This window comes from Xanthomonas sp. CFBP 8152, from assembly GCF_014199025.1.
GTDB lineage: Bacteria > Pseudomonadota > Gammaproteobacteria > Xanthomonadales > Xanthomonadaceae > Xanthomonas > Xanthomonas arboricola_B.
Genome location: NZ_JACHNO010000001.1, coordinates 463,068 through 489,595 on the forward strand (window position 1 = coordinate 463,068; position 26,528 = coordinate 489,595).

18 protein-coding genes are annotated in these 26,528 nt (G+C 66.5%); 10 read left to right on the plus strand and 8 right to left on the minus strand.

Annotated elements, in window-relative coordinates:
- The first annotated feature begins 64 nt into the window (after positions 1-64).
- Positions 65-2,365, plus strand: coding sequence for an NADP-dependent malic enzyme (locus FHT09_RS02025; RefSeq protein ID WP_047124708.1), 2,301 nt, complete (start codon positions 65-67; stop codon positions 2,363-2,365).
- A 333-nt stretch (positions 2,366-2,698) separates the two neighbouring features.
- Here the strand turns inward: FHT09_RS02025 and FHT09_RS02030 are convergent, their stop codons facing one another.
- Positions 2,699-6,061: a GH92 family glycosyl hydrolase gene (locus tag FHT09_RS02030; protein ID WP_104605133.1), complete on the minus strand. Its 3,363-nt coding sequence runs from the start codon at positions 6,059-6,061 to the stop codon at positions 2,699-2,701.
- Between the two features lie 305 nt (positions 6,062-6,366).
- On the opposite strand from FHT09_RS02030, the gene FHT09_RS02035 reads away from it, so the two are divergent.
- The 3 genes from FHT09_RS02035 to FHT09_RS02045 are packed head-to-tail and all read left to right on the plus strand — an operon-like array spanning position 6,367 to position 9,002.
- The gene (locus FHT09_RS02035) at positions 6,367-6,564 is read left to right on the plus strand and encodes a zinc-finger domain-containing protein (RefSeq protein ID WP_006451050.1); all 198 of its coding nucleotides are present in this window, start codon (positions 6,367-6,369) and stop codon (positions 6,562-6,564) included.
- Positions 6,565-6,574: 10 nt separating this feature from the next.
- Entirely contained in the window at positions 6,575-7,687 is a 1,113-nt protein-coding gene (locus FHT09_RS02040) for a glycosyltransferase (protein WP_104605131.1), read from the plus strand.
- Entirely contained in the window at positions 7,668-9,002 is a 1,335-nt protein-coding gene (locus FHT09_RS02045; RefSeq protein WP_047127210.1) for an O-antigen ligase, read from the plus strand. Before FHT09_RS02040 ends, FHT09_RS02045 begins: the two co-directional genes overlap by 20 nt.
- A gap of 61 nt (positions 9,003-9,063) precedes the next feature.
- Here FHT09_RS02045 and FHT09_RS02050 read toward each other — a convergent pair whose 3' ends face one another.
- Entirely contained in the window at positions 9,064-9,984 is a 921-nt protein-coding gene (locus FHT09_RS02050) for an LpxL/LpxP family Kdo(2)-lipid IV(A) lauroyl/palmitoleoyl acyltransferase (protein ID WP_104536251.1), read from the minus strand.
- A gap of 76 nt (positions 9,985-10,060) precedes the next feature.
- On the opposite strand from FHT09_RS02050, the gene waaA reads away from it, so the two are divergent.
- Positions 10,061-11,377, plus strand: a complete 1,317-nt coding sequence (gene waaA, locus FHT09_RS02055) for a lipid IV(A) 3-deoxy-D-manno-octulosonic acid transferase (protein WP_104605205.1) — start codon at positions 10,061-10,063, stop codon at positions 11,375-11,377.
- Between the two features lie 231 nt (positions 11,378-11,608).
- Here the strand turns inward: waaA and FHT09_RS02060 are convergent, their stop codons facing one another.
- The 3 genes from FHT09_RS02060 to FHT09_RS02070 all read right to left on the minus strand — a co-directional run bounded on the left by FHT09_RS02060 (position 11,609) and on the right by FHT09_RS02070 (position 14,450).
- Positions 11,609-12,991 (minus strand): TolC family outer membrane protein, encoded by a 1,383-nt coding sequence (locus tag FHT09_RS02060; RefSeq protein WP_104605129.1) that lies wholly within the window; start codon positions 12,989-12,991, stop codon positions 11,609-11,611.
- Positions 12,992-13,011: 20 nt separating this feature from the next.
- The gene (locus FHT09_RS02065; RefSeq protein ID WP_047127207.1) at positions 13,012-13,668 is read right to left on the minus strand and encodes a protein-L-isoaspartate O-methyltransferase; all 657 of its coding nucleotides are present in this window, start codon (positions 13,666-13,668) and stop codon (positions 13,012-13,014) included.
- A 128-nt stretch (positions 13,669-13,796) separates the two neighbouring features.
- Complete coding sequence (locus FHT09_RS02070; protein WP_104605127.1) at positions 13,797-14,450, minus strand: TetR/AcrR family transcriptional regulator; 654 nt, start codon at positions 14,448-14,450, stop codon at positions 13,797-13,799.
- A 275-nt stretch (positions 14,451-14,725) separates the two neighbouring features.
- On the opposite strand from FHT09_RS02070, the gene FHT09_RS02075 reads away from it, so the two are divergent.
- Positions 14,726-17,734 (plus strand): ligand-binding sensor domain-containing diguanylate cyclase, encoded by a 3,009-nt coding sequence (locus FHT09_RS02075; protein WP_104605125.1) that lies wholly within the window; start codon positions 14,726-14,728, stop codon positions 17,732-17,734.
- A gap of 36 nt (positions 17,735-17,770) precedes the next feature.
- Here the strand turns inward: FHT09_RS02075 and FHT09_RS02080 are convergent, their stop codons facing one another.
- Complete coding sequence (locus FHT09_RS02080) at positions 17,771-18,655, minus strand: LysR family transcriptional regulator (protein WP_104605123.1); 885 nt, start codon at positions 18,653-18,655, stop codon at positions 17,771-17,773.
- Between the two features lie 120 nt (positions 18,656-18,775).
- Between FHT09_RS02080 and leuC the strand changes: the two genes are divergently transcribed.
- From leuC to leuB, 4 genes are all read left to right on the plus strand, one after another.
- Positions 18,776-20,215: a 3-isopropylmalate dehydratase large subunit gene (gene leuC, locus FHT09_RS02085; RefSeq protein WP_104605121.1), complete on the plus strand. Its 1,440-nt coding sequence runs from the start codon at positions 18,776-18,778 to the stop codon at positions 20,213-20,215.
- Positions 20,216-20,286: 71 nt separating this feature from the next.
- The gene (gene leuD, locus FHT09_RS02090) at positions 20,287-20,934 is read left to right on the plus strand and encodes a 3-isopropylmalate dehydratase small subunit (RefSeq protein ID WP_104605119.1); all 648 of its coding nucleotides are present in this window, start codon (positions 20,287-20,289) and stop codon (positions 20,932-20,934) included.
- 29 nt (positions 20,935-20,963) lie between these two features.
- Positions 20,964-21,713: a class I SAM-dependent methyltransferase gene (locus FHT09_RS02095; protein WP_104605117.1), complete on the plus strand. Its 750-nt coding sequence runs from the start codon at positions 20,964-20,966 to the stop codon at positions 21,711-21,713.
- A 37-nt stretch (positions 21,714-21,750) separates the two neighbouring features.
- Positions 21,751-22,824 (plus strand): 3-isopropylmalate dehydrogenase, encoded by a 1,074-nt coding sequence (leuB, locus tag FHT09_RS02100; protein WP_104605115.1) that lies wholly within the window; start codon positions 21,751-21,753, stop codon positions 22,822-22,824.
- A gap of 968 nt (positions 22,825-23,792) precedes the next feature.
- Here the strand turns inward: leuB and FHT09_RS02105 are convergent.
- Both FHT09_RS02105 and FHT09_RS02110 read right to left on the minus strand, forming a co-directional pair.
- A complete protein-coding gene (locus FHT09_RS02105) occupies positions 23,793-25,355 on the minus strand; it encodes a 2-isopropylmalate synthase (protein ID WP_104536244.1) in 1,563 nt (520 codons plus the stop codon).
- Entirely contained in the window at positions 25,352-26,470 is a 1,119-nt protein-coding gene (locus tag FHT09_RS02110) for a threonine dehydratase (RefSeq protein WP_104605113.1), read from the minus strand. The genes FHT09_RS02105 and FHT09_RS02110 overlap by 4 nt, the downstream gene beginning before the upstream one ends.
- Positions 26,471-26,528 lie beyond the last annotated feature (58 nt).

Here is a 26,528-nt window from a genome sequence, read left to right on the forward strand (position 1 = left end):
AGGCCCTTGTTCAGGCAGGAGGGTAGAATTCAGACCTCCTGCGCCTTCGAGACCCACACAGCCGATGTCTAACGACGACTTCAAACAGGCCGCCCTCGACTACCACCGCCAGCAGCCGGCCGGCAAGATCAAGGTCACCGCGACCAAGCCGATGCTGACCCAGCGCGATCTGTCGCTGGCGTATTCGCCCGGCGTGGCCTTCGCGTGCGAGGCGATCGTCGAGGAACCCACCCAGGCCAGCGAGCTCACCGCGCGCGGCAATCTGGTGGCGGTGATCACCAACGGCACCGCGGTGCTGGGCCTGGGCAACATCGGCCCGCTGGCCTCCAAGCCGGTGATGGAAGGCAAGGGCGTGCTGTTCCAGAAGTTCGCCGGCATCGACGTGTTCGACATCGAGATCAACGAGAACGACCCGGACAAGCTGGTCGACATCATTGCCAGCCTGGAGCCGACCTTCGGCGGCATCAATCTGGAAGACATCAAGGCGCCGGAGTGCTTCATCGTCGAGCGCAAGCTGCGCGAGCGCATGAACATCCCGGTGTTCCATGACGACCAGCACGGCACCGCGATCATCGTCGGCGCCGCGGTGCTCAACGCGCTGGTGGTCACCGGCAAGAAGATCGAAGAGGTCAAGCTGGCCACCACCGGCATGGGCGCGGCCGGCATCTCCTGCGTCAACATGCTGGTCTCGCTGGGCCTGAAGCCGGAGAACATCCTGGCGCTGGACCGCGATGGGGTGATTCACACCGGCCGTACCGACCTGGACCCAGACAAGCAGCGCTACGCGCGCGACACCGACAAGCGCACCCTGGCCGAAATCGTCGAGGGGGCGGACATCTTCCTGGGCCTGTCGGCGGCCGGCATCCTCAAGCCGGAGATGGTTGCCAGCATGGCGCGCCAGCCGGTGATCTTCGCGCTGGCCAATCCCAACCCGGAAATCACCCCGGAAGCGGCCAAGGCGGTGCGTCCGGATTGCATCATCGGCACCGGCCGTTCGGACTACCCGAACCAGATCAACAACGTGCTGTGCTTCCCGTATCTGTTCCGCGGCGCGCTGGACGTGGGCGCCACCGGAATCAACGAAGACATGAAGATCGCCTGCGTCAAGGCGATCGCGGCGATGGCGCGGCGCGAGGCCTCCGACCTGGGCGCGGCCTACGGCGGCGAAACCCCGAGTTTCGGCCCGGAATACCTGATTCCGCGTCCGCTGGACCCGCGCCTGCTGGTGGAGCTGTCGTCCGCCGTCGCGCAGGCGGCGATGGATTCGGGCGTGGCCACGCGCCCGATCACCGACATGGAGGCCTATCGCGACAAGCTCGGCCAGTTCGTCTACCGCACCAGCCTGATGATGAAGCCGGTCTATGACCGCGCGCGCGCCGACAAGCAGCGCGTGGTCTATGCCGAGGGCGAAGAGGAAGTGGTGCTGCGCGCGGTGCAGAACGTGGTCGACGAAGGCCTGGCGTTTCCGATCCTGATCGGCCGCCCGGATGTCATCGAGGCGCGCATCGAGCGCATGGGTCTGCGCCTGACCGCCGGTGTGGACTTCGAGATCACCAATATCCTCGACGATCCCCGCTTCAACGAATACTGGCAGTACTACCACGCGCTCACCGAGCGTCGCGGCGTGACCGACACCGCCGCCAAGGAACTGATGCGCTCGCGTCCGACCCTGATCGCGGCGGTGATGGTGGCGCGTGGCGAAGCCGATGCGATGCTGTCCGGTGTGGTCGGCCGCTTCCACAAGAAGCTGGGCTACGCACGCAGCGTGATTCCGCTGGAACCGCGGGTGAGCTCCACCTCGGCGATGACCGGCGTGATCAACCAGCTGGGCGTGTTCTTCTTCCTGGACACGCATGTGCAGGAAGACCCGACCGTGGAGCAGGTGGTCGAAGCGACGCTGCAGGCCGCGTATCGCCTCAAGCTGTTCGGCATCGAGCCCAACATCGCGCTGCTGTCGCACTCCAACTTCGGCAGCCACGACTCGCGCGATGCGCTGAAGATGCGCCAGGTGCGCGAGGCCCTGCTCAAGCGCAAGCCCGAGCTCAACATCGACGGCGAGATGCAGGGCGACACCGCCTGGGACGAGGCGCTGCGCAAGCAGATCATGCCCAACAGCACGCTCAAGGGCCGCGCCAACCTGTTCGTGCTGCCGAACCTGGAGGCCGCCAACATCGCCTACAACCTGGTGCGCGTGTTCACCGACGGCGTGGCGATCGGCCCGATCCTGATGGGCATCTCCAAGCCGGTGCATATCCTCACCACCAGCGCCACCTCGCGCAGGGTGATGAACATGACCGCGATCGCCGCGGTGGATGCGCAGATCCGCCGGCAGCGCGATGCCGAGAAGGGCGCCAGCGAAAAATAATAGCGGTTGAGATTCTGCCACCGGCAAAACCCCGAAACCCTGCCCGCCAGCGGCACCAGACACACCGCTGCAACGCCCCTCTCCCCCCGGGGCGACAAGGCACTGCTTGCGCGCGACTGGCGCGCGTGCCTTGAAGCGCCCGCGCCGCAAGCGCGGGCCGGGGCGCGGAGCGGGGGGGGGGGTGAGGGTACGGCTTACCAGCGCTGCTGACGTTGCAGTGAAACCCTACTCCGGCAGCAGTCGCGAATCCGCCGATTGCGTGAGCCAGTGCCTGCATCCTGCAGTCACCTGCCTCCAGACAAGCAGCGCCATCAGCGATGCGAGACCTCCGCTTCAACGCACCGCAGGCTCCGCCGCCAACAATTCGATCTCCGCCAGCTGCAGTTTGGCAGGCGCGCTGAATCGCAACCGATACTCCGCATACGCACCAGGGGAGGCAATGCGAAACGGCCGCGTCTGCAACGGCCAGTCAAACGTTTCCTCATGGCGCTGATCGACGACCTCCCACGCACCACCGGCCGCACGCGCTTCCAAGGTCCATCCACTCGCCGCAATCGCCGCATTGCCGCTAGTCAGGGTGTAGAGGATCGGCGTGCCGCGCGCCATGCCGCTGAACGTCAGCGCCGATGCCGGTGCGACTGAAGCGACCGTCCCCGCATCGTCGTCATGCAGTGCGGCGACATCGCCACCATCGGCCGGCGTGATGCGCGCCGTGTCTCCGAGTACATCGTGCAACGGGGCAGGGCGTTCCCCTGCAGGCGTCAGCGACGGCGGCGCATCGTCCGGCCCGGTGCCCCAGCGCGAGGGTGCCGGCCCCATCACGAAGTCCAGCGTCGCACCCTTGGCGATGTCTGCATGCGGCAACCAGGTCTTGCGCCAGGGCTTGCCGTTGAGCCTGAGCGATTGCACGTACACGTTCTGCGGCGAATTCTGTGGCGCGTTGACCGTCAGCGTCCGGCCACCGGGTAGACGCACGCTGGCATGCTTGAACAGCGGAGAGCCGATCACATAGTCCGGCGTGCCCATGCGCAACGGATACAACCCCATTGCTGCGAACAGATACCACGCCGACATTTCGCCGTTGTCCTCATCGCCGGGATAGCCCTGGCCGATCTCGCTGCCCAGGTACAGGCGCGCCAGGATCTCGCGGGTCAGGCGTTGCGTCTTCCATGGCTGCCCGGCGTACAGATACATCCACGGAATGTGGTGCGCGGTCTGGTTGCTGTGCGCATACATGCCCATGCGCACATCGCGCGCTTCGGTCATCTCGTGAATGGTGGTGCCGTAAGAGCCGGCGAAGCTGGCCTCGGCGGTCTCGGGGGTAGCGAAGAACGTATCCAGTTTGGCTGCCAGACCCGCGCGCCCTCCATACAGCGCGGCCAGGCCTTGCCCATCGTGCGGTGCGGTGAACGCAAACGTCCAGCCGCTGGATTCGGTGTAATCGTGGCCCCAGACGCGCGGATCGTACCGTGCCGCGTCCACGCGCCAGGTGCCGTCCGGTGTACGGCCCTGGAAGAACCCGATCGCCGGATCGAACAGTGCCGAATAGCCCGCCGCGCGGTGACGAAAATACAAAGCCTCGGTCGCGTAACGCTCGCGCGCCGCGGCTGTTTTCGCCTGCGTGGCCAGCGCATCGGCCATGTTGGCGATACCGAAGTCGTTGAGCGCGCCTTCCATCGACCACGACATGCCTTCGTGCGTGTCGGTATCGGCGTAACCGCGAAAGGTCGAACGCGCCATGCCCTTGCGGCCGACATGCCTGTCGGGCGCCACCACGGTGGCGTTCTTGCGTGCGGCAATATACGCCTCGACCGGATCGAAGCCCTGCACGCCCTTGAGCCAGGCATCGGCGAAGGCCACGTCGGAACTGGTGCCGACCATCAGATCGGCATAGCCGGGCGACGACCAGCGCGCCACCCAGCCGCCCGCGCGCGACTGCTCCAGAAAGCCCTGCACCAGCGCACCGGTATCGTCGGGCGCGAACAAGGCGTACGCCGGCCACGCAGTGCGAAAGGTGTCCCACAATCCGTTATTGACGTAGACCCGGCCATCGCGGATGGGCGCAAAGCTGCGCACCGCGCTGCCATCGATGTTGTCGTCCGACCAGCTGCTCTGGCTGGCGTAACGCCAGTCCGGTGCGCCGGCGCTGCCGACATTCTCATGGCCGGAGTTGGGATACAGGTGCAGTCGGTATAGGTTGGAATACAGCGTGGTCTTCTGATCGGCCGTGGCGTCGGGCACGTCCAGGCGCCCCAGCAACGCATCCCAGGCCTGCTGCACCCACGCGGCGACCTGCTCGAATGTTGCCTGGGGCGCGATTTCCAGTGCCAGGTTGTGCCTGGCCTGATCGAGCGAGATCAGCGAGGTGGCAATACGCATCTGCACCTGCCGGGTGCTGCCTGCATCGAACTTGATCCAGCCGGTGGGCCGGCCGGTGTCGCTCAGGCCGCTGGTTTTCCACGGCGTGTCGAAGCTGGCATAGACATACATGCGCGTGGCCCCGGTCGATAGCCCGCTACGCACGTCGGTGTAGCCGCAGAGCGTCTGCGTTGCCGCATCCAGGCGCAGCCCGCCGCGCGCGTCCACGTTGTCGAACACCAGATTGGCATCGCCCTGCGCCGGGAAGCGAAAGCGGAACAGCGCGGCATGGTCGGTCGGTGCGATCTCGGCGTGGATCCCGTTGTCCAACTGCACCGCGTAGCGATAGGGGCGTGCAGTTTCGTTGGCATGCGAAAACGCCAGCGCACGCTGTTTGCGATCGGCTGGCGGCACGCCGGCGGCCAGCGACGGCATCACCTGAAAGGTCTGGCGGTCGCCCATCCACGGGCTGGGCTGATGGCTGAGCGACAACGCCTGCAGGCGCGGGTGATTGTCCGTGTCGTTATGTTCGTTCCAGCGATACAGCCAGGTCAGCGTGCCCGCATCGGTCACCGGCGTCCAGAAGTTGAAGCCATGCGGCACGGCCGTTGCAGGAAAATTATTGCCGCGCGAGAACGTGCCATTGGACTGCGTGCCGCGCGTGGTCAGCACCCAATCCGACGGATGCGTTGCCGGCGTCAGCGGTACATCGGCAAGCGCGATATCGTCGATCCAACCGGTACTGGCCGCGCCTGCGGGCGGCGCAACGTCCAGCTCGATCGCACGCACATGGCGCCCACGCAGACCGGGCACCTCGCCCAGCCGCACCGCCTTGCGCGCCCATTGCTGCGGATACAGCGTCTTCGACTCGCCCTGCGCGCGTGCGCCGAGCGTGACGCCGTGTTGATCCCGCGCGGGGCTGGCAGACACGCGCGTGCCGTCGTCCAGCAGCAGATCCAGGGACACATAGGTCGAGGCCACATGCTCGCTGCCCACGCTCTCCGGCAATACCAGCCATGACAGCGTCGTATCGGCACCGATCCGGACATCGGCGGTAAACAGGGTGCGCCGCCCCCCCGCAGCACGACTGTCATACCGCAGCGCATGTGCACCGCTGTAGCCGGTGTGCGGCTTGGCCGCATAGGGCGCGGCCGGACCGGTGCCGATGGCAATCTGCACATCGCCTGCAGCGGCGCCTACCGGTAACGGCTGACCAGCTTCGAACGAACTCGAAAACCCGGTCGCCGCGCTCACCGACAGCGGCGCAGCGCAGCCCAGGGCAACCGCCAGCCGAAGCCACAGGTCACGCGGATGCAGCAAGACGACAGACGAGATCACGTGGCGATGTCTCCTTAGGGTGCGATGCCGCAGGGCAGGTCCGGCCGAGTGCTGCGGGCGATCCGGACACGGGGAGCAGGCGCGGGGCGGTGCGCCATGGTGAGGCGATGATAAGCGCGATGTCCGGGTGTGGTGGCCCGGCGCGCTCGCGCCAGCAGGGGCAAGGCGATGCCGGACCTGCCGTAGCGTCCCGGGGTTGGCGCCGAGACCATCCCACCCGAACCGGTGTCGCCCGGTCGATGGGCCGATCCCCACGCAGGCTGCTAGAATCCGCGCTCTGCCTTTGCCTCTACGATCGTGCCGCCATGAGCCAGACCGCCACCGCGCCCGCCAATGCCGAATCGCGCTACACCGTGCATCGCGGCGATCTGCCGCTGAGCTGCCCGACGCCGCAGATGGCATTGTGGAACTCGCATCCGCGCGTGTATCTGCCGATCGAAGACGAACCCAACTGCGAAGCCAAGTGCCCGTACTGCGGCGCGCTGTTCGTGCTTGCAGACTGATCCTGGCCGGATGCACCGCCTGACCGTGGTGCAACTGCTGCCGGCGCTGCAGTCCGGCGGCGTCGAGCGCTCCACCCTGGAAATCGCCGCTGCGCTGGTGCGCGCCGGCCACCGCGCGGTGGTGGTGTCGGCCGGCGGCCGCCTGGTCCAGCCGCTGCTGGAGGCGGGTGGCGAACATCTCGCCCTGGACATCGGGCGCAAGTCGCTGCTGACCTTGCGCCATGTGGTCGGCCTGCGCCGGCTGTTCGCCGAACTGGGCGCCGACATCGTGCATGCACGTTCGCGCCTGCCGGCTTGGCTGGGGTGGTACGCGCTGCGCGGCATGCCGCAGGCCACACGGCCGCGCTTTGTCACCACCGTGCATGGGCTCAACTCGCCCAGCCGCTACAGCGCGGTGATGACCTACGGCGAGCGGGTGATCTGCGTTTCGCAGACGGTGCGCGAGTACGTCTGCACGCACTATCCGCAGACCGACAGCGCGCGCTTGCGGACGATCCCGCGCGGTGTCGATGTTGCCCAGTTTCCGCGACGCCCGCATCCGGATCGCCGCGCGCGCACCTGGGCACAGACCGTGCTGCCCGGCTTGCCGGCCGATGCGCCACTGCTGCTGCTGCCCGGGCGCGGCACCCGCCTGAAGGGGCACACCGACGGTCTGCAACTGCTCGCCGATGTGCGCGCTGCCGGCGTGCCGGCCTGGCTGTGGCTGCCGGGCGCGCGCGCGCCCGGCCGCGAAGCCTACCTGCGCGAGCTGGAGGCCGAGGCCGCCAGACTGGGCGTGGCCGAGGCGGTCGTCTTCACCGGACCCACCGCACGCATTGCCGAGGCTTATGCCGCCAGCGATCTGGTGCTGCAGCTGTCGCGCAAACCCGAGGCCTTCGGCCGCACCGTGGTGGAGGCCTTGTCGGTGGGCCGGCCAGTGCTGGGTTGGGCACATGGTGGCGTGGGCGAGTTGCTGGCCGAGTTGCAACCCGGCGGCGCGGTGCCGGCCTTCGATGCCGACGTCTTGCGCACCCAGGCGCTCCATGTGCTGCAGCAGGCGCCGACACCGCCCGCCGTGCTTCCCTACACGTTGCAGGCCATGCAAGCGGCCACCCTGAAGGTCTATGACGAACTCCGCCGCTGAGGCCATCCCGCCCGCGTCCGTACTGACGCCCGATGCCGGTCGCTGGGCGCCGCTGTGGGTGATCCTGTTCGTGGCGCTGTGGCCCACGCCCGGGCTGGCCGAAACGGTGTTGTCGCTGGGCGCCCTGTTTGCGGCGTATCGCCTGCTGCATGCGCGGTTCCGTGGCGGCACCCGGCTGCTCAGCGGTGCCGCCTGGGCGCTGACCAGTGTGTTGTTCTTTGCGTACTGGTTGCCGCAGATGCTGTCGGCGTTCGATGCGGTGGACGTGGGCCGCGCGCTGCGCAAGTCGGCCACCGATCTGCGCTATCTGCCTTTCATGTGGTTGTGTGCGATCGCGGTGGCCAACGCGCAGCGGCGTCGGCGCACCTTCACCGGCCTGGCGGTGATCGGCGCGGTATGGACGCTGGATGCGCTGCTGCAGGCCGCGTTCGGCAACAGCCCGTTGTTCTTCGGCCTGGATCAGATCAAGCAGCTGATCAGCGGGCATGGCCTGTGCACACCGCAGGAGCTGGCCCTGGTCGACCGCCTCAGTGGCGTGCTGGGGCCGTGCAACCTCAAGTTCGGTCAGACCCTGGCCAGCCTGTCGCCCTTCCTGTTGCTGGCGCTGGGGCGGCGCCATGCCTGGGCCTGGGCAGGCGCTGCGGCGGCGGTCGGGGTGGTGTTGGTGCTGGCCGGTTCGCGGGCGTCGTGGATCACCTACGGCGTGATCGTGCTGCTGTCCGGCTGGCAGTTGCTGGGTGGCCGCCGCCTGCTGGGAGTGGCGCTGGTCGGCGCGCTGCTGGCGGCCGGTGTGGTCACCGTGGCGCCGCAGGCGCGCGAGCGGATCCAGCGCACCGCCCTGGCCTTTAGCGATGGCGAGCAGGGTATGGATCAGGCATTGTCCGGGCGTGCGCAGATCTGGGGCGCGGCGCTGTGCATGATCCGCGCGCATCCGCTCAATGGCGTGGGCGCACGCGGATTTCGTCAGGCCTACCCGGCCTGCAATCCAGCACCTGCGCAGGCGCCGGCCTGGGGCGACGGGCCGGCCTTCCATGCGCACCAGATCGTGCTGGAAATCCTGGCCGAAACCGGGGTGGTCGGTTTGCTGCTGTGGCTGGCCGGTGCGGCGCAGGCCTGGCGCGCGTGGCGCTATTCCAGCCTGGCCGCGCGCGCGCAGGCACGCCCGGCGATGATCGCGCTGGTGGCAACCGTGTTCCCGCTCAACACGCATCTGGCGTTCTACTCCAGCTTCTGGGGCGGGCTGAGCCTGATGCTGGCCGGCCTGTATGCCGGTGCCTTGCTCAACGACGACGCAGATCAGCCGCCGCCGCGCTGACTCGCCGCACATCCTTGCGCTGCTGCGGCTGCACGCAGCGCAGGCGTGAGACCCGCCGACATCAGCGATAGAACGCGCTGCGCCCACCCGGCTGGCGTTTGAAGCGCCGATGGATCCACAGGTACTGGTCCGGCGCCTCGCGCACCATGTCCTCGATCGCCGCATTGACCTGCGCGGTATCGGCGATCACATCGTCGGAGGGGATGTCTGCCAGCGGCGGTGCGATCTTGAGGATATAGCGGCCACCTTCGCGCCGATGGAAATACGGCACCACCGCGCAACCGGTCAGCCGCGCCAGCTGATGGGTGGCGGTGATGGTGGAGGCCGGATGCCCGAAAAACGGCACGAACACAGTGTCCTTGCCGCGCATGTCCTGATCCGGCGCGTACCACAGGAAACCGCCGCGCTTGAGATGCTTGATGGTGGCGCGCAGATCCTCGTTGGCGAACATGTGGGTGGCATAGCGCAGCCGCCCGCGTTTGACCGCCCACTCGAACACCGGGTTGCGATGCCTGCGGTACATGCCGGCCAGCGGCACGTAATCGCATAGCAGCCGCCCGCACATTTCCAGCGTCATGAAGTGGCCGGACACCAGCAATACGCCGCGTTTTTGCTCCTGCAGACGCTGCAGATGTTCCAGGCCTTCGACCTGCACGCCCGGCCGGATGGTATCGATGCTGCCCCACCAGGCGCGCGCGAATTCGAACAGGCCCACGCCCAGCGCATCGAAACTGTCGCGCAACAGCCGCGCCCGCCAGGCATCGTCCTGTTCGGGAAAACACAGCTTGAGGTTGACCTGGGCAGCGCGCCGACGCGTGCCGGCCAGGCGCATTGCGATCCAGCCCACGCCACGCCCGAGCGCACGCTGCAGCGTCCAGGGCAGGCGGCCGGCCATTACCATGACGGCAAGGCCCAGATACATCGGCCAGTGCCTGGGGTTACGCAGGGAAGGGCGGACAGCGACGTTGGCGGGCTCGGACATGCGCCAATTCTAAGGGATCATGCGCGCGCGGCAGCGTGCACATGCGCACGCCGCAACGCTCCCGTATCCTGCACCGATGCGGAAAGACCCGATTGAATGGCTGTTGCGCGGACTTTACTCGGCGCTGTTGTACCTGTTGCTGCCGGTGACGGTGTACCACCTGGTGTGGCGCGGTTTTCGCGTGCGCGAATACTTCAACCGCTGGAACGAGCGCTATGCCTCCTATACGCATGCCTGCGGTCGTCCGCGGGTGTGGGTGCATGCGGTGTCGGTGGGCGAGGTGAATGCCGCCGCGCCGCTGGTCAACGCCCTGCGCGCGCAGCGTCCGGACATCCGTTGGGTCATCACCACCATCACCCCCACCGGGTCCGAGCGCGTGCGCGCGGTCTGGGGCGATGCGGTGGACCACGTGTACCTACCCTACGACGTACCCGGCAGCGTCGGCCGGTTCCTGGAGCATTTCCGCCCGCGCTTGGCGTTGATCCTGGAAACCGAGCTGTGGCCGAACATGTTGTTCGGTTGCCGCGACCGCAAGATTCCGGTGTACATCCTCAATGCGCGCCTGTCGGCGCGCTCGCTGCGTGGCTATCGCCTGCTGGCACCGTTGATCAGCCGCGCGCTGCGCAGCGTCACCTGCGTGGCGGCGCAGTCGCACGACGATGCCGAACGCTTCATCACGCTGGGTGCGCGCTCCGACCAGGTGATCGCACTGGGCAATCTCAAATTCGATATCGCCGCGCCTGCGCAGTTGCAGGCCCTGGTCGCGCAGTTCCATACGCACGTGCCGGCAACGCGGCCGGTGTGGATTGCCGCCAGCACGCACGAAGGCGAGGAGGCGGCCGTGGCCGACATCCATGCGCGCCTGCTGCTGCAGTTTCCTGATCTGCTGATGTTATGGGCGCCGCGCCACCCGGAGCGCTTTCCCAAGGCCGAGGCAATGGCGCGCGAGCGTGGCTGGGCCGTGTCCACGCGCAAGACCCGGCAATGGCCACAGGCGCGCGACAAGGTGTTCGTCATCGATACCCTGGGCGAACTGATGAGTTTCTACGCCTGCGCGCAGGTCGCCTTCGTCGGCGGCAGCCTGCAGCCGATCGGCGGGCACAATCTGCTCGAACCGGCAGCGGTCGGCACGCCGGCAGTCACCGGCCCGCATCTGCATAATTTCGCGGAGATTTCGCGGCGCATGCGCGAGGCCGCTGCGGTGACCATCTGCGAAGATGCCGACGGCGTGTATCACGAGCTCGCGCGCCTGCTCGGCGACCCTGCCCAGCGCGAGACGATAGCCGCAGCAGGGCTGGCATTGGTCGCCAATGGCAAGGGCGCGGTAGCGCGGACGCTGGTGCAGATCGCGCCGGACCTGCCGCCGGTGGTGAGTGAGGGCGTGGCGTCCTGAGGACGTCGCTGCGCCGACCGCGCTGCAGCGTGCAGTGCAGCCAACCACAGATATTCGGCTGCAACCGACGCACTCATGGCGTCCGGGCCTCTACGCAGCCGTTATGTCACTGGCTTGAAATGGGTGACGCAACGTTGCAAACAATCGACAGGTGCGCGTGGCCGGCGCTCCGGAAACACGTACAAAAAAGGCGGGCATGCGCCCGCCTTTTCAGCCACAGCTAAGATCGCCTTACTGCAGCGAGCCGCTACCCTGCAGCTTGGACTCGGCATCCTGCGACAGCAGGCGGTTCACATCCTGCAGGTCGGTGATGTCGAGCTTGCCGATCGCCTGGCCCAGCAGCAGACGGTTCTGCAGGAAGTTGTAGCGCGACTGCGCATAGTTCAGCTGCGCCTGGAACAGGGTGCGCTGGTTCTGCACCACGTCCAGCACGGTGCGCGTACCGACTTCCAGCCCCACCTGCGAGGCGTCGTACGCGGCCTGCGCGGAGACCACGGCCAGGCGGCGTGCTTCCACTTCGCTGATGCCGGCGACCACGGTCTGGTAGGCATTGCGCGTATTGCGATCCAGCGCGCGCTTCTGCTGCTCGTAGGTGTCCTGCTGGATGTCGCGCTGCGACAGTGCCTGGCGGACTGCCGACTGCGTTGCGCCACCGGCGAAGATCGGAATCGACAGCGTGATGCCGATCGAATCGGTATCGATATCGCGGCCGCTGGTGGTGAAGTTGCCGGCCGCCTGATCGACGGTGCCTGCGCCTCCCCAGCTGTTGGTGCGGCCGATGTTGGCGCCCAGGTTCAAGGTCGGGTAATGGCCAGCACGCGCGGCATTGACCTGTGCCTCGGCAGCACTGACCTGCAACTGCTGCGCCTTCAACGCCGGGTTGTCGGCGATGGCGGTGGACACCAGTTGATCGACGTTGGCATAGGCGGCCGGCACTTCCGGACGGAACTCTTCGGGCAGTGCACGCAGGCCGACCACCGGTTGGCCGGTCAGTTCGGTCAACGCCTGGTAGTAATCCTTCAACGTGTTGCGCGCATTGATCGTGTCGGCACGCGCCTGGTCGTACTGGGCGCGGGCTTCGTGCACGTCGGTGATCGGCGCCAGGCCCACTTCCAGCCGCTTGTCGGCGTAGTCGAACTGCTTCTTGGCCGCCGCTTCGTTGGTTTCTGCCGCTGCCAGCGACTCGATGCCCACCAGGACCTGGAAATACGCCGCCGAGGTGCGGGTGATCAGGTCGTTGTTGGCCGATTCCAGTGTGAAGTCTGCCGCTTTGGCCACTTCGCGCTGTGCACGCAGGTTGGCGAACTGGGCCCAGTTGAAGATGGTCTGGTTGCCCTGGATCGCATACTGGCGCTGTTTGGTGGTCGAGCGGCCGTCCACGCCTTCCAACTCGCGGTGCGACTGCGTGTACCCGGCGGTGCCGTCCAGCTGCGGCAACAACGCCGCACGCGCCTGCACCTGACCTTCCCGGTTGACCAGGCGGGTGGACTCGGCCACTGCCAGCTGCGGATCGCCGTTGCGGGCCATTTCGTAGACCTGCAGCAGATCGGTGGCATTCGCAGCCATCGGAGACAGGGCGGCGGCCAGCGCCAGGACGAGGGATCGGCGGATCATCGGGGAAGCTTCCTTGGGAATCAGAATTGGAATCGGGGCGTCGGTGCGGCGCCCTGGAGATAGGCGAGGTCGGTTTCGAACAACGATTCGATGCGCGGAGCGTTGACGTCGCCACGGACCAGGACTGCTTCCATCACCGGATCGTGACCGCGGACCACGAACAGACGCCCGTTCGGACGCAGCCACTGCAGCCACTGCGTCGGCAGCGACTCGACCGCGCCGGTCACGCAGATCGCATCGAAGCGGCGCTCGCTCTGCCAGCCGAATACATCGGCGGTTTCGATACGCACGTTGCTGCCCAGGCCGCTGCTGTCCAGACTGGCGCGCGCGGCGGCGGCCAGTGCCGGGTCGATCTCCAGGCTCAGCACCTCGCGGGCAAGCGCAGCCAGGCAGGCGGTGGAAAATCCGCTGCCGGTGCCGATTTCCAGCACGTCCTCGCCCGGCTGCAGATCCAGCGCCTGCAACATGCGGCCTTCCACCACCGGCTTCATCATCTTGTGGCCTGCCGACAGCGGGATTTCCACATCGACATAGGCCAGGGTCTTGTAGGCCTCGGGCACGAAGGCTTCGCGCGGCAGGCGCGCCAGCACCGCGAGCACGCGCAGGTCCAGCACGTCCCACGGCCGGATCTGCTGTTCGACCATCTTTTCGCGGGCCTGGGAGAAATCGATCGTCATGGTGCGGTTATCCAACGCGGTGGGGCAGGCATTTTACCGGTGCACGGGGCCACTGGCGCATCTAGCATCGCTGCGCGCCGCCAAACGGCGCAGTGCCGGAAGTCATCGCCACCAAAGGCCGGGGGCGTTCAACGCGGTGCATACGCCCTCAAAAAGAAATCCACGCTGGCTTGCAGGTGTTCGTCCACCTGCGCGCGGGTGGGGTGGCCATGCAGGCCGCACATCATCAGCGCATACAGCTCGCCCTTGAGCAGGCAGAAGAACTGCGAGGCCGCACGTGCCACATCGTCGATCTTCAGCTGACCATCGGCCACGCGCGCAGACAGGAAATCCGCCAGCGCCTGCTGGGTTCGCTTGGGGCCGGCAGTCCAGAACATCTCGCGCACATGCACATCGCCGGTGCCGGGCGCCATCATCATGCGGTGGGTGGCAATGGCCGAGTCGGTACTGACCATGGCGAAGAAGGCACTGGCGATTTCGATCAGCTGATCGCGCAACGCGCCCTTGGGGGCATGATCGAACAGGTCGTCCGGCATCATCTGCTGGCATTGCGCACGGATCGCTTCGGAGAACAGGCTCTCCTTGTCGCCAAAATGGCTGTAGACGGTGAGCTTGGATACACCCGCCTGCGCGGCGATGCCATCCATGCTGACACCGGCATACCCCTGCTCCATGAACATGGCGCGGGCAGCGCCGAGGATGGCGGCGCGTTTCCCAAGATCCTTGGGCCGTCCGGGGCCGTTGCTTTTGGCCTTGGACTTGAGGGGGGGCGGGCTGGACATGCCGTCAATACTAGACCATCGGGTTCTATATTTATACTCGCCGCCCGTGGAGCGCCTTGAAGCGCTCAGGAACGGTCGTGCCTACACGCCAGCTGCGTGCCAACTTCGTTATGGGCGTTAATTGTTTCAACTGAATGCCTCCCGGTGTCATGGTGCGTCCCATCCTTGTGGGGAATCCACCTAGGGCGTTGCAAAACCCCCGGTGATAGATTGGCTAACGGTCTGCCGACGCACGTCGGCAGCACTCTTGGCCAGCACAACGAGGGGGGCGAAGCGTGGACAGGGTCGGGGCGCATGCGCATGCAGGCTGCGTCCGCAGCACATGCGTGCGGCGGATCGGACCGCTGTGGCGATGGGCGTTGCTGGCCTGCGTGCTGCTCGGCGTCTGGCCGGCCCACGCCCAGCCGCCGACCCATACGACGTATCACACCGTCACGCGCTGGAGCATGGACGACGGCCTGCCGCACAATCTGGTCCATGCGGTGGCGCAGGGCGCCGATGGCCTGATCTGGCTGGGCACCTGGGAAGGCGTGGCGCGCTTCAACGGCCGCGGCTTCACCGTGTATGACCGCCAGAACACACCGGGTGTCGAGCTGGGGGGCGTGTTCGTTGTGGCACGCGACAGCAGCGGCGGAATGTTGTTCGGCACCGCCTTCGATGGGGTGTACCACTACCAGGACGGTCACTGGCAGCAACTGGGCGACGCTTCGGCGCGCCACCTGGCGGTCAGTGCATTGCTGCGACGCGCCGATGGTGCATTGTGGGTCGGCACGCCGCAGACGCTGTACCGCATCGAGCCGGACGGGCGGGTGGTGGACGTCGGTCGCCAGGCCGGCCTGCCGCGCGCACGCATCACTGCGCTGGCGGCCGAGGGCGACGGTGAGGGCGACTTGTGGGTGGGTACCGAAGTCGGGCTCTATCGTCTGCCGCGCGACGGCAGCGCGGCCGAGGCTTGGGGCAAGGCCCATGGCATGCGCGCCGCTCCGGTACGACGGCTGGCCAGCGATCGTCAGGGCGGCCTGCTGGTCGCCGGTGACGACGGAGTGTGGTGGTGGAGCCGCGGTGGCGGGCTACAGCGTTTCCGCCAAGGCCAGCGTGTGGATGCATTGCTGCTGGATCGGCGCGGCCATCTATGGATGAGCATGCCGTCGGGCACGCTGGTGGTGCACAGTGGCGCGGATGCACCGGACGAACAGATCGCCATTTCAGGAGTCGCCAGCCCGGCGCTGCTGGAAGATGCCGAGGGCCTGATCTGGGTCGGCAGCACACATGGCCTGTTCCGCATTGCCGAAGGCGCCGCGCACGGCGTCACCCACGAAGACGGGCTGGCCTCGGACTACGTACGCACGGTATTGCAGACCGGCGACGGCACCGTATGGGTGGGCAGCGCGGTGGGCCTGGACCGCTGGCGCGCCAATCAGATCAGCCGCGTATCGGTGGTGCCCAACCAGGGCGGACGCGTGCTGGAGCAATCTGTACTGGCCCTGGCCGATGCCGGCGATGGCGGCGTCTGGGCGGGCACGTACAGCCAGGGGGTGGTGCGTCTGGACGCGCAAGGTCATGTGCTGGCGCGCATTGGCGCGGCCGACGGCCTGCCGTCACTGTCGGTGCGCGCGGTGTTGCCCGATGGCGAGGCGCTATGGATCGGTACCACGGCCGGATTGGTGCGCTGGCGTGATGGCAAGGCACGTCGCTACACCGCCGCCGACGGCGTACCCGATGGCTCGGTGCAGGTGCTGTATCGCGATACGCAGGGCAATGTGTGGATTGGCACCGATCGCGGTATGACCGCGCTGTCGGCAAACGGCAGCACGCGCGCATGGCTGGGCGAGCAGGATTTTCCCGGGCAGAACGCATTCGACTTCCTGCGCGATCCCAACGGCGATCTGTGGATCGCCAGCGATCGCGGCTTGCTGCGCCTGCGGGGAGAGACCTTCCGCGTCTACGACCATCGGGTGGGGCTGCCGCGCGACAAGGTGTTCCGGGTAATCGACGATGGGCGCGGTTATTTCTGGTTGTCGAGCAACCATGGCGTGTTCCGCATCGCGCGCAGTGATTTCGATCAGCTCGACGCCGGTACTCGCGAGCAGTTGAGTGTGGAGGTGGTGGATCGCAGCGACGGCATGCCCGGCAATCAGGGCAACGGCAGCAGTGCGCCAGCCGGCTGGATGACGCAGTCCGGGCAGCTGCTGTTTCCCACCGCTGCGGGCCTGGGCGTGATCGACCCGTCGCGCGTGGGCACCCTGCAAGGCCATCGCGTCCCGATCGTATTCGAGCGCCTGCTGGTCGACGGCATGGTGCAACCGCTCAATGGTCTGCATCGCTTCGGTGCGGAGACCCGGCGCATCGCCATTGGCTATGCGGGGCTGAACTTTCGTGGTCCGGACAAGGTGCGCTACCGCTACCGGCTGGAAGGCTTCGACCCGGACTGGGTGGACGCCGACAGCGCCAGCGAGGCGGTCTACACCAATCTGCCGCCGGGCCGTTTCCGTTTCCGCGTCCAGGCGATGTCGCTGCCGGTGGACTGGCGGCGGACCGCGCTGTTGGGCGAATCCAGCCTGGTGATCGCACTGGCGCCGCCGTGGTGGCGGCGTGGCGAAGTGATCGCCTTGGGCATCCTCGGGCTGGGCAGCCTGATCTACGTGTTTTATCTGTGGCGCACCGCCAGTTATCGCCGTCGTCAGCGCCAGCTCAATACGGTGATCGACGCACGCACGCGCGAGCTGAGCGACAAGAACCTCGCGCTGCAGCAGGCCAGCCAGGAGCGCGAAGCCCTGATGCGCCAGCTCGAATACCGCGCCAGCCACGACGTGCTGACCGCCTTGCCGAATCGGCGTGAGGCCGAGCGTGTCCTGCAGCAATGGTTCGACGACGCGCGCGCCGGTGGTGCCCCCTTGGCGCTGGTGCTGATGGACATCGATCACTTCAAGCGCATCAATGACGAGTACGGCCATGAGGTCGGCGATGCGGTGCTGCGCGCAATCGGCGAAGCACTCAGCGAGCAGGATCACGCGCAGTGCTTTGCTGCACGTCACGGTGGGGAAGAGTTTCTGCTCGCGGCAGTCGGCGTGGATGCGGCACAGGCGCGCGCGCTGTTCGAGCGCATGCGCCAACGGCTCGCCGCGATCGGTGTCCAGACGCAGGGCACCACGGTGCGCTGCACTGCCAGCATGGGCATGGCGATGAGCGATGAAGCACCGAGCCGGCGCGAATTGCTGGCACTGGCAGACCGCCGTCTGTACCAGGCCAAGCGGCTGGGGCGTGATCGATTGGTGGATCAATAAGGCTGACGCGTTGCCGGGTGCGTGGAGCTGCCGGGCTCACTTCTGCAACTGGTCCGCCTGCGCATGCAACAACGCGACAAACGCCTGCGCGGCGCGCGACAGGGTGCGCCCGCCATGGGTCACGCAGCCCAGCTCGCGTGACAGCGTCACATCGCGCAGCGGCAGCGCCACGATCTGATGATCGATCATGCGCTCCGGCAACACGCTCCACGCAAGGCCCACCGACACCAGCATCTTGATCGTTTCCAGATAGTTGGTGGTCATGCGCAGGCGCGGCACCAGTGCGCGCCCGGCGAACAGGCCGGCGACGATGCGATGGGTGAACGTGCCCGGATCAGGCAGCACCGCCGGATGCGCCACCACATCTTCCAGCGCCACCGCGCGCAATGCGGCCAACGGATGGTCCGGCGCCACCACGAACTGCAGGCGGTCGTGCCAGATCGGTTGCGCGCGCAGCGGCGCACGCGTGTCCGGCGCCAGCGTGGTGACCGCCAGCTCCACCTCGCCGCGCAGCACGGCGGCATAGGCCAGCTCCGAATCCAGAAACCGGATGTCCAGCGCGGCCTGCGGGTGCTGTGCAGCGAAGCCGCGCAGCAGGGCCGGCAGGCGGTGCAGGCCGACATGATGGCTGGTGGCCAGGCTCAGGCGCCCGCCGACCGCCGCGCCAAGATGCTCCAGCACGCGGCGGGTGTCCTGCAGCTCGGCCAGGATGCGTTGCGCGCGCGGCAGCAAGGCCTGGCCGGCCTCGGTCAGCACCACCTGGCGGCCGAGTCGGTCAAACAGCCGCGCCGACAGTTGCCCTTCCAGCAAGGCGATCCGTTTGCTGACCGCCGGCTGGGTGAGGTGCAAGGCCTCGCCGGCTGCCGAAAAGCTGCCGCTCTCGGCGATCGCCACGAAGGCGCTGAGGCTTGCCAGATCCATTGCCATTCCCGAATTTCATTTGTTGAATAAACAATATGAATTTGTGTTATCCAAGGCAAGCTCCTAGCATCGACTTCAGCCAGGTGGATTCTCCCACCACCCGCCAACCGGATCGCCGCAATGACTGCCAAGACGCTGTACGACAAGCTGTGGGACCTGCACGAGGTCACGCGCCGCGACGATGGCTCGTCGCTGATCTACATCGACCGCCACATCCTGCATGAAGTGACCTCGCCGCAGGCGTTCGAAGGCCTGCGCCTGGCCGGGCGCAAGCCGTGGCGCATCGACGCCAATATCGCCACGCCCGACCACAACGTGCCGACCACGCGCGCCGAGCGCCAGGGCGGGCTGGAGTCGATTTCCGACGAAGTCTCGCGCCTGCAGGTGCAGACCCTGGACGAGAACTGCGACGATTTCGGCATCCTCGAGTTCAAGATGAACGACGCGCGCCAGGGCATCGTGCATGTGGTCGGCCCCGAGCAAGGCGCCACCTTGCCGGGCATGACCGTGGTCTGCGGCGATTCGCATACCTCCACGCATGGCGCGTTCGGCGCGCTGGCGCACGGCATCGGCACCTCCGAAGTCGAGCACGTGCTGGCCACGCAATGCCTGATCGCCAAGAAGATGAAGAACATGCAGGTGCGCGTGGAAGGCACGCTGCCGTTCGGCGTGACCGCCAAGGACATCGTGCTGGCGGTGATCGGCAGGATGGGCACCGCCGGCGGCAACGGCCACGCGCTGGAATTTGCCGGCAGCGCGATCCGCGCGCTGTCGATGGAAGGCCGCATGACCATCTGCAACATGTCCATCGAAGCCGGCGCGCGCGTAGGCATGGTGGCGGTGGACGAACAAACCATTGCCTACGTCGAAGGTCGCCCGTTCGCGCCCAAGGGCGCCGACTGGGAGGCAGCCGTCGCGCTGTGGCGCACGCTGGTCTCCGATGCGGATGCGCACTTCGACACCGTGGTGGAGCTGCGCGCCGAAGACATCAAGCCGCAGGTCAGCTGGGGCACCTCGCCGGAAATGGTCCTGGCGGTGGACCGGCAGGTGCCGGACCCGGCAACCGAACAGGATCCGACCAAGCGCGATTCGATCGAGCGCGCGCTGAAGTACATGGGCCTGCGCGCAAATCAGCCGATTACCGAGATCCGCTTGGACCGCGTGTTCATCGGCTCGTGCACCAACTCGCGCATCGAAGATCTGCGCGCGGCCGCTGCGGTGGCCAAGGGTCGCAAGGTCGCTTCCACCATCAAGCAGGCGCTGGTGGTGCCGGGCTCGGGTCTGGTCAAGGCGCAGGCCGAAGCCGAAGGCCTGGACAAGGTGTTTCTGGATGCCGGTTTCGAATGGCGCGAGCCGGGCTGCTCGATGTGTCTGGCGATGAACCCGGACAAGCTGGGCAGCGGCGAACACTGCGCCTCCACCTCCAACCGCAACTTCGAAGGCCGCCAGGGCGCCGGTGGGCGCACCCATCTGGTCAGCCCAGCAATGGCGGCAGCGGCGGCGGTCAGCGGGCATTTTGTCGATGTGCGTGCGTTGCAGGGAATCGAGAATCGGGAATAGAGAATCGCAACGTTCGTCCCGTCTCCGCTCTGCCAATTCCCCATTCTCCACTCCCAATTCCCGGCATCCCGATGACCCCTTTCACCCAACACACCGGACTGGTGGCGCCGCTGGATCGCGCCAATGTCGATACCGACCAGATCATTCCCAAGCAATTCCTCAAGTCGATCAAGCGCACCGGCTTCGGGCCGAACCTGTTCGACGAATGGCGGTATCTGGATATCGGCGAGCCCGGCCGTGACAATAGCCAGCGCCCGCTCAATCCGGAGTTCGTGCTCAATTTCCCGCGCTATCAGGGCGCCAGCGTGTTGTTGGCACGCGAGAACTTCGGCTGCGGCTCCTCGCGCGAGCACGCGCCGTGGGCGCTGGACGAATACGGCTTCCGCACGGTAGTCGCGCCCAGTTTCGCCGACATCTTCTTCAACAACAGTTTCAAGAACGGCCTGCTACCGATCGTGCTGGCCGAAGCAGAAGTCGATGCCTTGTTCGAGCAGTGCATTGCCACCGAAGGCTACCAACTCACCGTGGATCTGGCCGCGCAGCGCGTGCGCCGCCCCGATGGCGTGGAATACGGCTTCGACGTCGATGCATTCCGCAAGCACTGCCTGCTCAATGGGCTGGACGACATCGGCCTGACCCTGCAGGACGCCGATGCGATCGGTCGCTTCGAGCAAGGCCATCGCGCGCGTCAACCGTGGCTGTTCGGCGCGCTGCAGTGAGGTCGGTTACCACCGCTGATGCGGGTGCGTTGAGCGAGCATGTCGCTGCGCAGTTCGGGCCGCAGGCGCAGGCCTATCTGCATAGCGACGTGCATGCGCAAGGCGCCGAGTTCGCCGAGCTCCGCGCTGGTCTGCAGGATCGTCGCAACGGGCGACTGCTCGACCTGGGCTGCGGTGCCGGGCATGTGAGTTTCCAGCTGGCGCCGCTGATGGCCGAGGTGGTGGCCTATGATCTGTCTGCCGACATGCTCGAGGTCCTGGCGGCCACCGCCGCAGACCGCGGGCTGACCCAAGTGTGCACGGTGCAAGGTGCCGCCGAACGCTTGCCGTTCGAGACCGGCAGCATGGATGCAGTGGTCAGCCGCTACTCGGCGCACCATTGGAGCGACCTGGGGCAGGCACTGCGCGAAGTGCGGCGCGTGCTGCGTCCGGGCGGGATTGCGGCCTTCATCGACGTAGTGGCGCCTGGCCTGCCGCTGCTGGATACGCACCTGCAGGCGATCGAGTTGCTGCGCGATACCAGCCATGTGCGTGACTACAGTGTTGCGCAGTGGTTGCAGACGCTCGGTGATGCCGGCTTGCAGGTGCAGCGGCATCATTGCCAACGGCTGCAGCTGGACTATCTGAGCTGGGTAGACCGCATGCGCACGCCGGAGGTGTTGCGCGCGGCCATTCGCGCATTGCAGGGCGCAGCGGTAGACGAGGTGCGCGACTACTTTCAGATTGCGGCCGATGGCTCCTTCAGCACAGATGTGCTGGTGGTATGGGCGACACGTTGATTTTCAGGGCGCTACGGCGCCAACTCACGAGGATTGCATGAGCAAGCAGATTCTGATTCTTCCTGGCGACGGCATTGGCCCGGAGATCATGGCCGAAGCGGTCAAGGTGCTGACGCGCATCGATGCGCAGCATGGCCTGGGTTTCACCCTGGTGTACGATGAACTCGGTGGCGCAGCCTACGACAAGTACGGCAGCCCGCTGGCCGACGAAACGCTGGAGCGCGCACGCGCTGCCGACGCGGTGCTGCTGGGCGCGGTCGGTGGGCCGCAATGGGACACCATCGACCCATCGTTGCGCCCGGAGCGGGGCCTGCTCAAGATCCGCTCGCAGCTTGGGTTGTTCGCCAACCTGCGTCCGGCACTGCTGTATCCGCAGTTGGCCGACGCTTCCACGCTCAAGCCGGAGGTGGTGTCCGGGTTGGATCTGTTGATCCTGCGCGAGCTCACCGGCGGCATTTACTTCGGTCAGCCGCGTGGCACGCGCACGCTGGAAAATGGCGAGCGTCAGGCCTACGACACGCTGCCATACAGTGAGGGCGAGATCCGCCGCATCGCCAAGGCCAGCTTCGAGATGGCACGTTTGCGCGGCAAAAAGCTGTGCTCGGTGGACAAGGCCAATGTGTTGGCGTCGAGCCAGTTGTGGCGTGCCGTCGTCGAAGAAGTGGCCAAGGATTATCCGGACATCGCGCTGTCGCACATGTACGTGGACAACGCGGCGATGCAGCTGGTGCGCGCGCCCAAGCAGTTCGACGTGATCGTGACCGACAACATGTTCGGCGACATCCTGTCCGACCAGGCGTCGATGCTCACCGGTTCGATCGGCATGCTGCCTTCGGCTTCGCTGGATGCCAATAGCAAGGGCATGTACGAGCCATGTCATGGCTCGGCGCCGGACATCGCAGGCAAAGGGATCGCCAATCCGTTGGCCACCATCCTGTCGGTGGCAATGATGTTGCGCTATACGTTTGCGCAATCTGCTGCAGCAGATGCGATCGAACAAGCGGTCGGCAAGGTACTCGACCAAGGCCTGCGCACTGCCGACATCTGGTCGGAAGGCACGACCAAGGTTGGCACCATGGCAATGGGTGATGCAGTGGTGGCCGCGCTGTAACAGCGCTCGCATCTCCTCTGCTGTCATGTCACCAGCGACGGTGACACTCCGAAAGACCTAGCAGGCCCCAGCATTTCTTTCCGCAACCGACAACAACCGGTGGTGCTTGCGCGGGTGCCGGTGTGGGACCTTGAGCGGCATGGATGCCGCGCCAGAGCCTACACGGACGTACTTGCGGCGTGTCCCACGCCGGCACGCGTGCAAGCGCCCGCAGCAGACCGAAGCATTCACATGAAAACGCCAGATGTCGTGCGCAAGATCGATCGGTGTGCGGAGTCGGTGGGCGGCGCGGCGCAGCATCCGGTGTCGGGACACGCCGTGAATCCGTCCGTGGAGGCTCGGTGGCGGCATCCATGCCGCCACACGGTCCCGCCCCCGGACGCGGCACCACGCTCCCAAGATTGCTACCGCTGATCGGCAAGCAATGCTTTCAAGCACGTGTGGATGCCTGCGGATGCCATGGCTAACGTAATCGGTAAGCCATCTATCTGCTCTCACGGCGCCAGGATGGACGCTACGAAGGACCTACAGGTCCGCAAACCCTCGGCATTTCCGCAACCGACAACAACCGGTGGTGCTTGCGCGGGTGCCGGCGTGGGACCTTGAGCGGCATGGATGCCGCGCCAGAGCCTACACGGACGTACTTGCGGCGTGTCCCACGCCGGCACGCGTGCAAGCGCCCGCAGCAGACCGGAGCATTCGCACAAAGCCGGCAGACCTCGTGTGCGAGGCTGTTCTGTGTCGGTACGAGTGCAAGCGCCTGCAGCAACCCGACGCATTCGTACAGAACCCGCAGATGTCGCCCGCAAGGTCGGTCACCGGCGCAGCACCGTTTTCAGTGCCGGTATCCCACAGGCGCGGTGAGCAAACCGACGCACTTGCAAAGAAGTTGAAACACCAAGCACCAAAACGGCCGGCAGATCACTCTGCCGGCCGTCAGGTTTGCTTCGTCCAGCGAATGACCGGCGTTACGCCACCGCAGCGGTCTTGCCGGCGACCACGCCGCGCTCGCGCTGACGCAGCAGGCGGTTGGCTACATCCAGCCATGCCAGGGCGCTGGCTTCGATGATGTCCTTGCTGGTGCCGGTGCCTTCGTATTCCACGCCATCGTGGCGCACGCTCAGGCTGGCTTCGCCGCGCGCGTCCGCGCCGATGCCCACGCTGTGCACCTGGTAGCTGTCCAGCTCCAGCTTCACGCCGGTGGCCGAGGCCAGCGCGCCAAAGAGCGCATCCACCGGGCCATTGCCCTGCGCGGTTTCGGCCACGCGATTGCCGTCCGGATCGGACAATTCCACCAGCGCATTGGCACGGCTGCCGACATCGCTGATGGTCATCGACGCCAGGCGATAGCCTTCCTGCACGGTGGCGTCCTGCATCAAGGCCTGCAGGTCCGCGTCGGTGACCACGCGCTGTTTTTCGCACAATGCCTTGAACTGCTCGAAGACCAATTTGACCTCTTCCTCCTCCAGCAGGTACCCCAAGGCGCGCAGACGCTGTTCCACTGCCGCACGGCCGCTATGGCGGCCCAGCACCATCTGCGAGGACTCCCAGCCCACGTCTTCCGGGCGCATGATTTCGTAGGTGCCGCGATGGCGCAGCATGCCATGCTGGTGGATGCCCGACTCGTGCGCGAACGCGTTGCCGCCGACCACCGCCTTGTTGCGCTGCACCGGCATACCGACCAGGCGCTGCAGCAACTGCGAGGTGGAGACGATGCGTGGGGTGTTGATGTCGGTATCGATGTTGTAGAACGCACCGCGCACCTTCAGTGCCATGGTGATTTCCTCCAACGCGCAGTTGCCGGCGCGCTCACCGATGCCGTTGATGGTGCATTCGACCTGCCGTGCGCCGCCTTCGATGGCCGCCAGCGAATTGGCCACCGCCAGGCCCAGATCGTTGTGGCAGTGCGCACTGAAGATCACGGTGTCGGCACCTTCCACGCTGGCGATCAGGCGCGAGAACATGCCGCGGATTTCTTCCGGCGTGGTGAAGCCCACCGTGTCCGGCAGATTGATCGTGGTGGCACCGGCGGCGATCGCCACGCGCGCCACCTCGGCCAGGAAATCCTCTTCGGTGCGGGTGGCGTCCTCTGCGGAGAACTCGACATCGTCGATGTAGCCGCGCGCCAGCGTCACATGCTTGTGCACCGACTCCAGCACCTGCTCGCGGCTCATGCGCAGCTTGTGCTCGCGGTGCAGCGGGCTGGTGGACAGGAAGACATGCAGGCGCGGATTGGCGGCCGCCTCCAGTGCACGTGCGGAGGTCTCGATGTCGGCCTGCAGGCAGCGCGACAGCACCGCCAGCGTGGGGCGGCGCAGCTCGCGGCCGATCATCGCGACGGCCTCGCGGTCGGAATGCGAACTGGCCGGGAAACCGGTTTCGATGATGTCCACGCCGAGTTCGTCCAGCGCGCGCGCCATCACCAGCTTTTGCTGGGGCGTCATGCTGCAGCCGGGGGATTGCTCGCCGTCGCGCAGGGTGGTGTCGAAAATTCGGATACGCGGGGTCTGGTTGGATACGGTCGTGTTCACCAGGAAGACTCCTCTACGGCGATGGCGGTGACAGGCGTTGAAGCGACTGCGGATGGGCGGGAAAGAACGGGTATTTCGGGAAGTGACTTGGCGCTGCGTTCGTTGCGAAGTCGCTCGGTATTGCGACGACGCGGCTTGCGTGGCGGCCGCGGCCGCACCTCGGACAAGAGTGTGGCCAGAACAGTTGCGTCGATATTACCGCCAGAGACCACCGCACACTTGCGTTTCCCTGAAACGCGGCGACCGGCGGCCAGTGCCAGCGCACCGGCGCCCTCGGCGATGACGTGTTCTTCCAGCGCCAGGCGCACCAGCGTCTCGCGCAGTTCAGCCTCGCGCACGATCACCACATCGTCGAGCAGGCTCGAGCACAGGCGGCGGGTCAGAAAGCCGGGAATCTTGACCTTCACGCCATCGGCCAGCGTGGGGACGGGAGTGATTTCGCGCAGATCGCCGCGCACGGCGCGGGCCATCGAATCCACCCCTTCCACCTGCGCGCCGACGATGCGCACGCCTTGCGATTTCAGCGCCAGCGCCACCCCGGAGGCCAGCCCGCCGCCGCCGATCGGCACGATCACCACGTCCGGCGCATGCGCGGCCAGTTCGATGCCAACCGTGCCTTGCCCGGCGATCACATCCGGGTCGTCGAAGGCGGACAGAAAGCGATAGCCGTTCTGGTCGGCCAGCTCGCGCGCGAACGCGAACGCCTCGTCGTAGCTGTTGCCATGCTGGCGGACGGTGGCGCCCCAGTGTGCGACGCCGGCGATCTTGGTCTGCGGAGCACCGTGGGGCATCACCGTGATGGCCTGCACGCCCAGCCGGTATGCCGACCACGCCACACCTTGCGCATGATTGCCGGCCGAGGCGCAGATCACCGGGCGCTCATCGCCGCGTTCCAGCCCCGCCAGCAATGCGTTCAATGCACCGCGCACCTTGTAGGAGCCGGTGCGCTGCAGATTTTCCAGCTTTAGCCACACACCGAAGCGCTCGGCGTAATGCAGCGGCGTGGGCGACAGGTACTTGCGCAGGCGGGCCTGTGCGGCCAGCACGTCGGCCACGCTGACTGCCACGTCGCCTACGTCTGGCTCCTGCGGGGAGGGGCGGCCGGAATCAGGCATTGCGGCACGCGCACGGCCGATCCGGGAGAAGACACCTCCGGACAGCGGTTTCATGGTC

Coding starts and splice junctions, on each gene's coding strand:
- FHT09_RS02025 (WP_047124708.1), top strand. CDS start 65: ATGTCTAACGACGACTTCAAACAGGCCGCCCTCGACTACCACCGCCAG.
- FHT09_RS02035 (WP_006451050.1), top strand. CDS start 6,367: ATGAGCCAGACCGCCACCGCGCCCGCCAATGCCGAATCGCGCTACACC.
- FHT09_RS02040 (WP_104605131.1), top strand. CDS start 6,575: ATGCACCGCCTGACCGTGGTGCAACTGCTGCCGGCGCTGCAGTCCGGC.
- FHT09_RS02045 (WP_047127210.1), top strand. CDS start 7,668: ATGACGAACTCCGCCGCTGAGGCCATCCCGCCCGCGTCCGTACTGACG.
- FHT09_RS02050 (WP_104536251.1), bottom strand. CDS start 9,984: ATGTCCGAGCCCGCCAACGTCGCTGTCCGCCCTTCCCTGCGTAACCCC.
- waaA (WP_104605205.1), top strand. CDS start 10,061: ATGCGGAAAGACCCGATTGAATGGCTGTTGCGCGGACTTTACTCGGCG.
- FHT09_RS02060 (WP_104605129.1), bottom strand. CDS start 12,991: ATGATCCGCCGATCCCTCGTCCTGGCGCTGGCCGCCGCCCTGTCTCCG.
- FHT09_RS02065 (WP_047127207.1), bottom strand. CDS start 13,668: ATGACGATCGATTTCTCCCAGGCCCGCGAAAAGATGGTCGAACAGCAG.
- FHT09_RS02070 (WP_104605127.1), bottom strand. CDS start 14,450: ATGTCCAGCCCGCCCCCCCTCAAGTCCAAGGCCAAAAGCAACGGCCCC.
- FHT09_RS02080 (WP_104605123.1), bottom strand. CDS start 18,655: ATGGATCTGGCAAGCCTCAGCGCCTTCGTGGCGATCGCCGAGAGCGGC.
- leuC (WP_104605121.1), top strand. CDS start 18,776: ATGACTGCCAAGACGCTGTACGACAAGCTGTGGGACCTGCACGAGGTC.
- leuD (WP_104605119.1), top strand. CDS start 20,287: ATGACCCCTTTCACCCAACACACCGGACTGGTGGCGCCGCTGGATCGC.
- leuB (WP_104605115.1), top strand. CDS start 21,751: ATGAGCAAGCAGATTCTGATTCTTCCTGGCGACGGCATTGGCCCGGAG.
- FHT09_RS02110 (WP_104605113.1), bottom strand. CDS start 26,470: ATGCCTGATTCCGGCCGCCCCTCCCCGCAGGAGCCAGACGTAGGCGAC.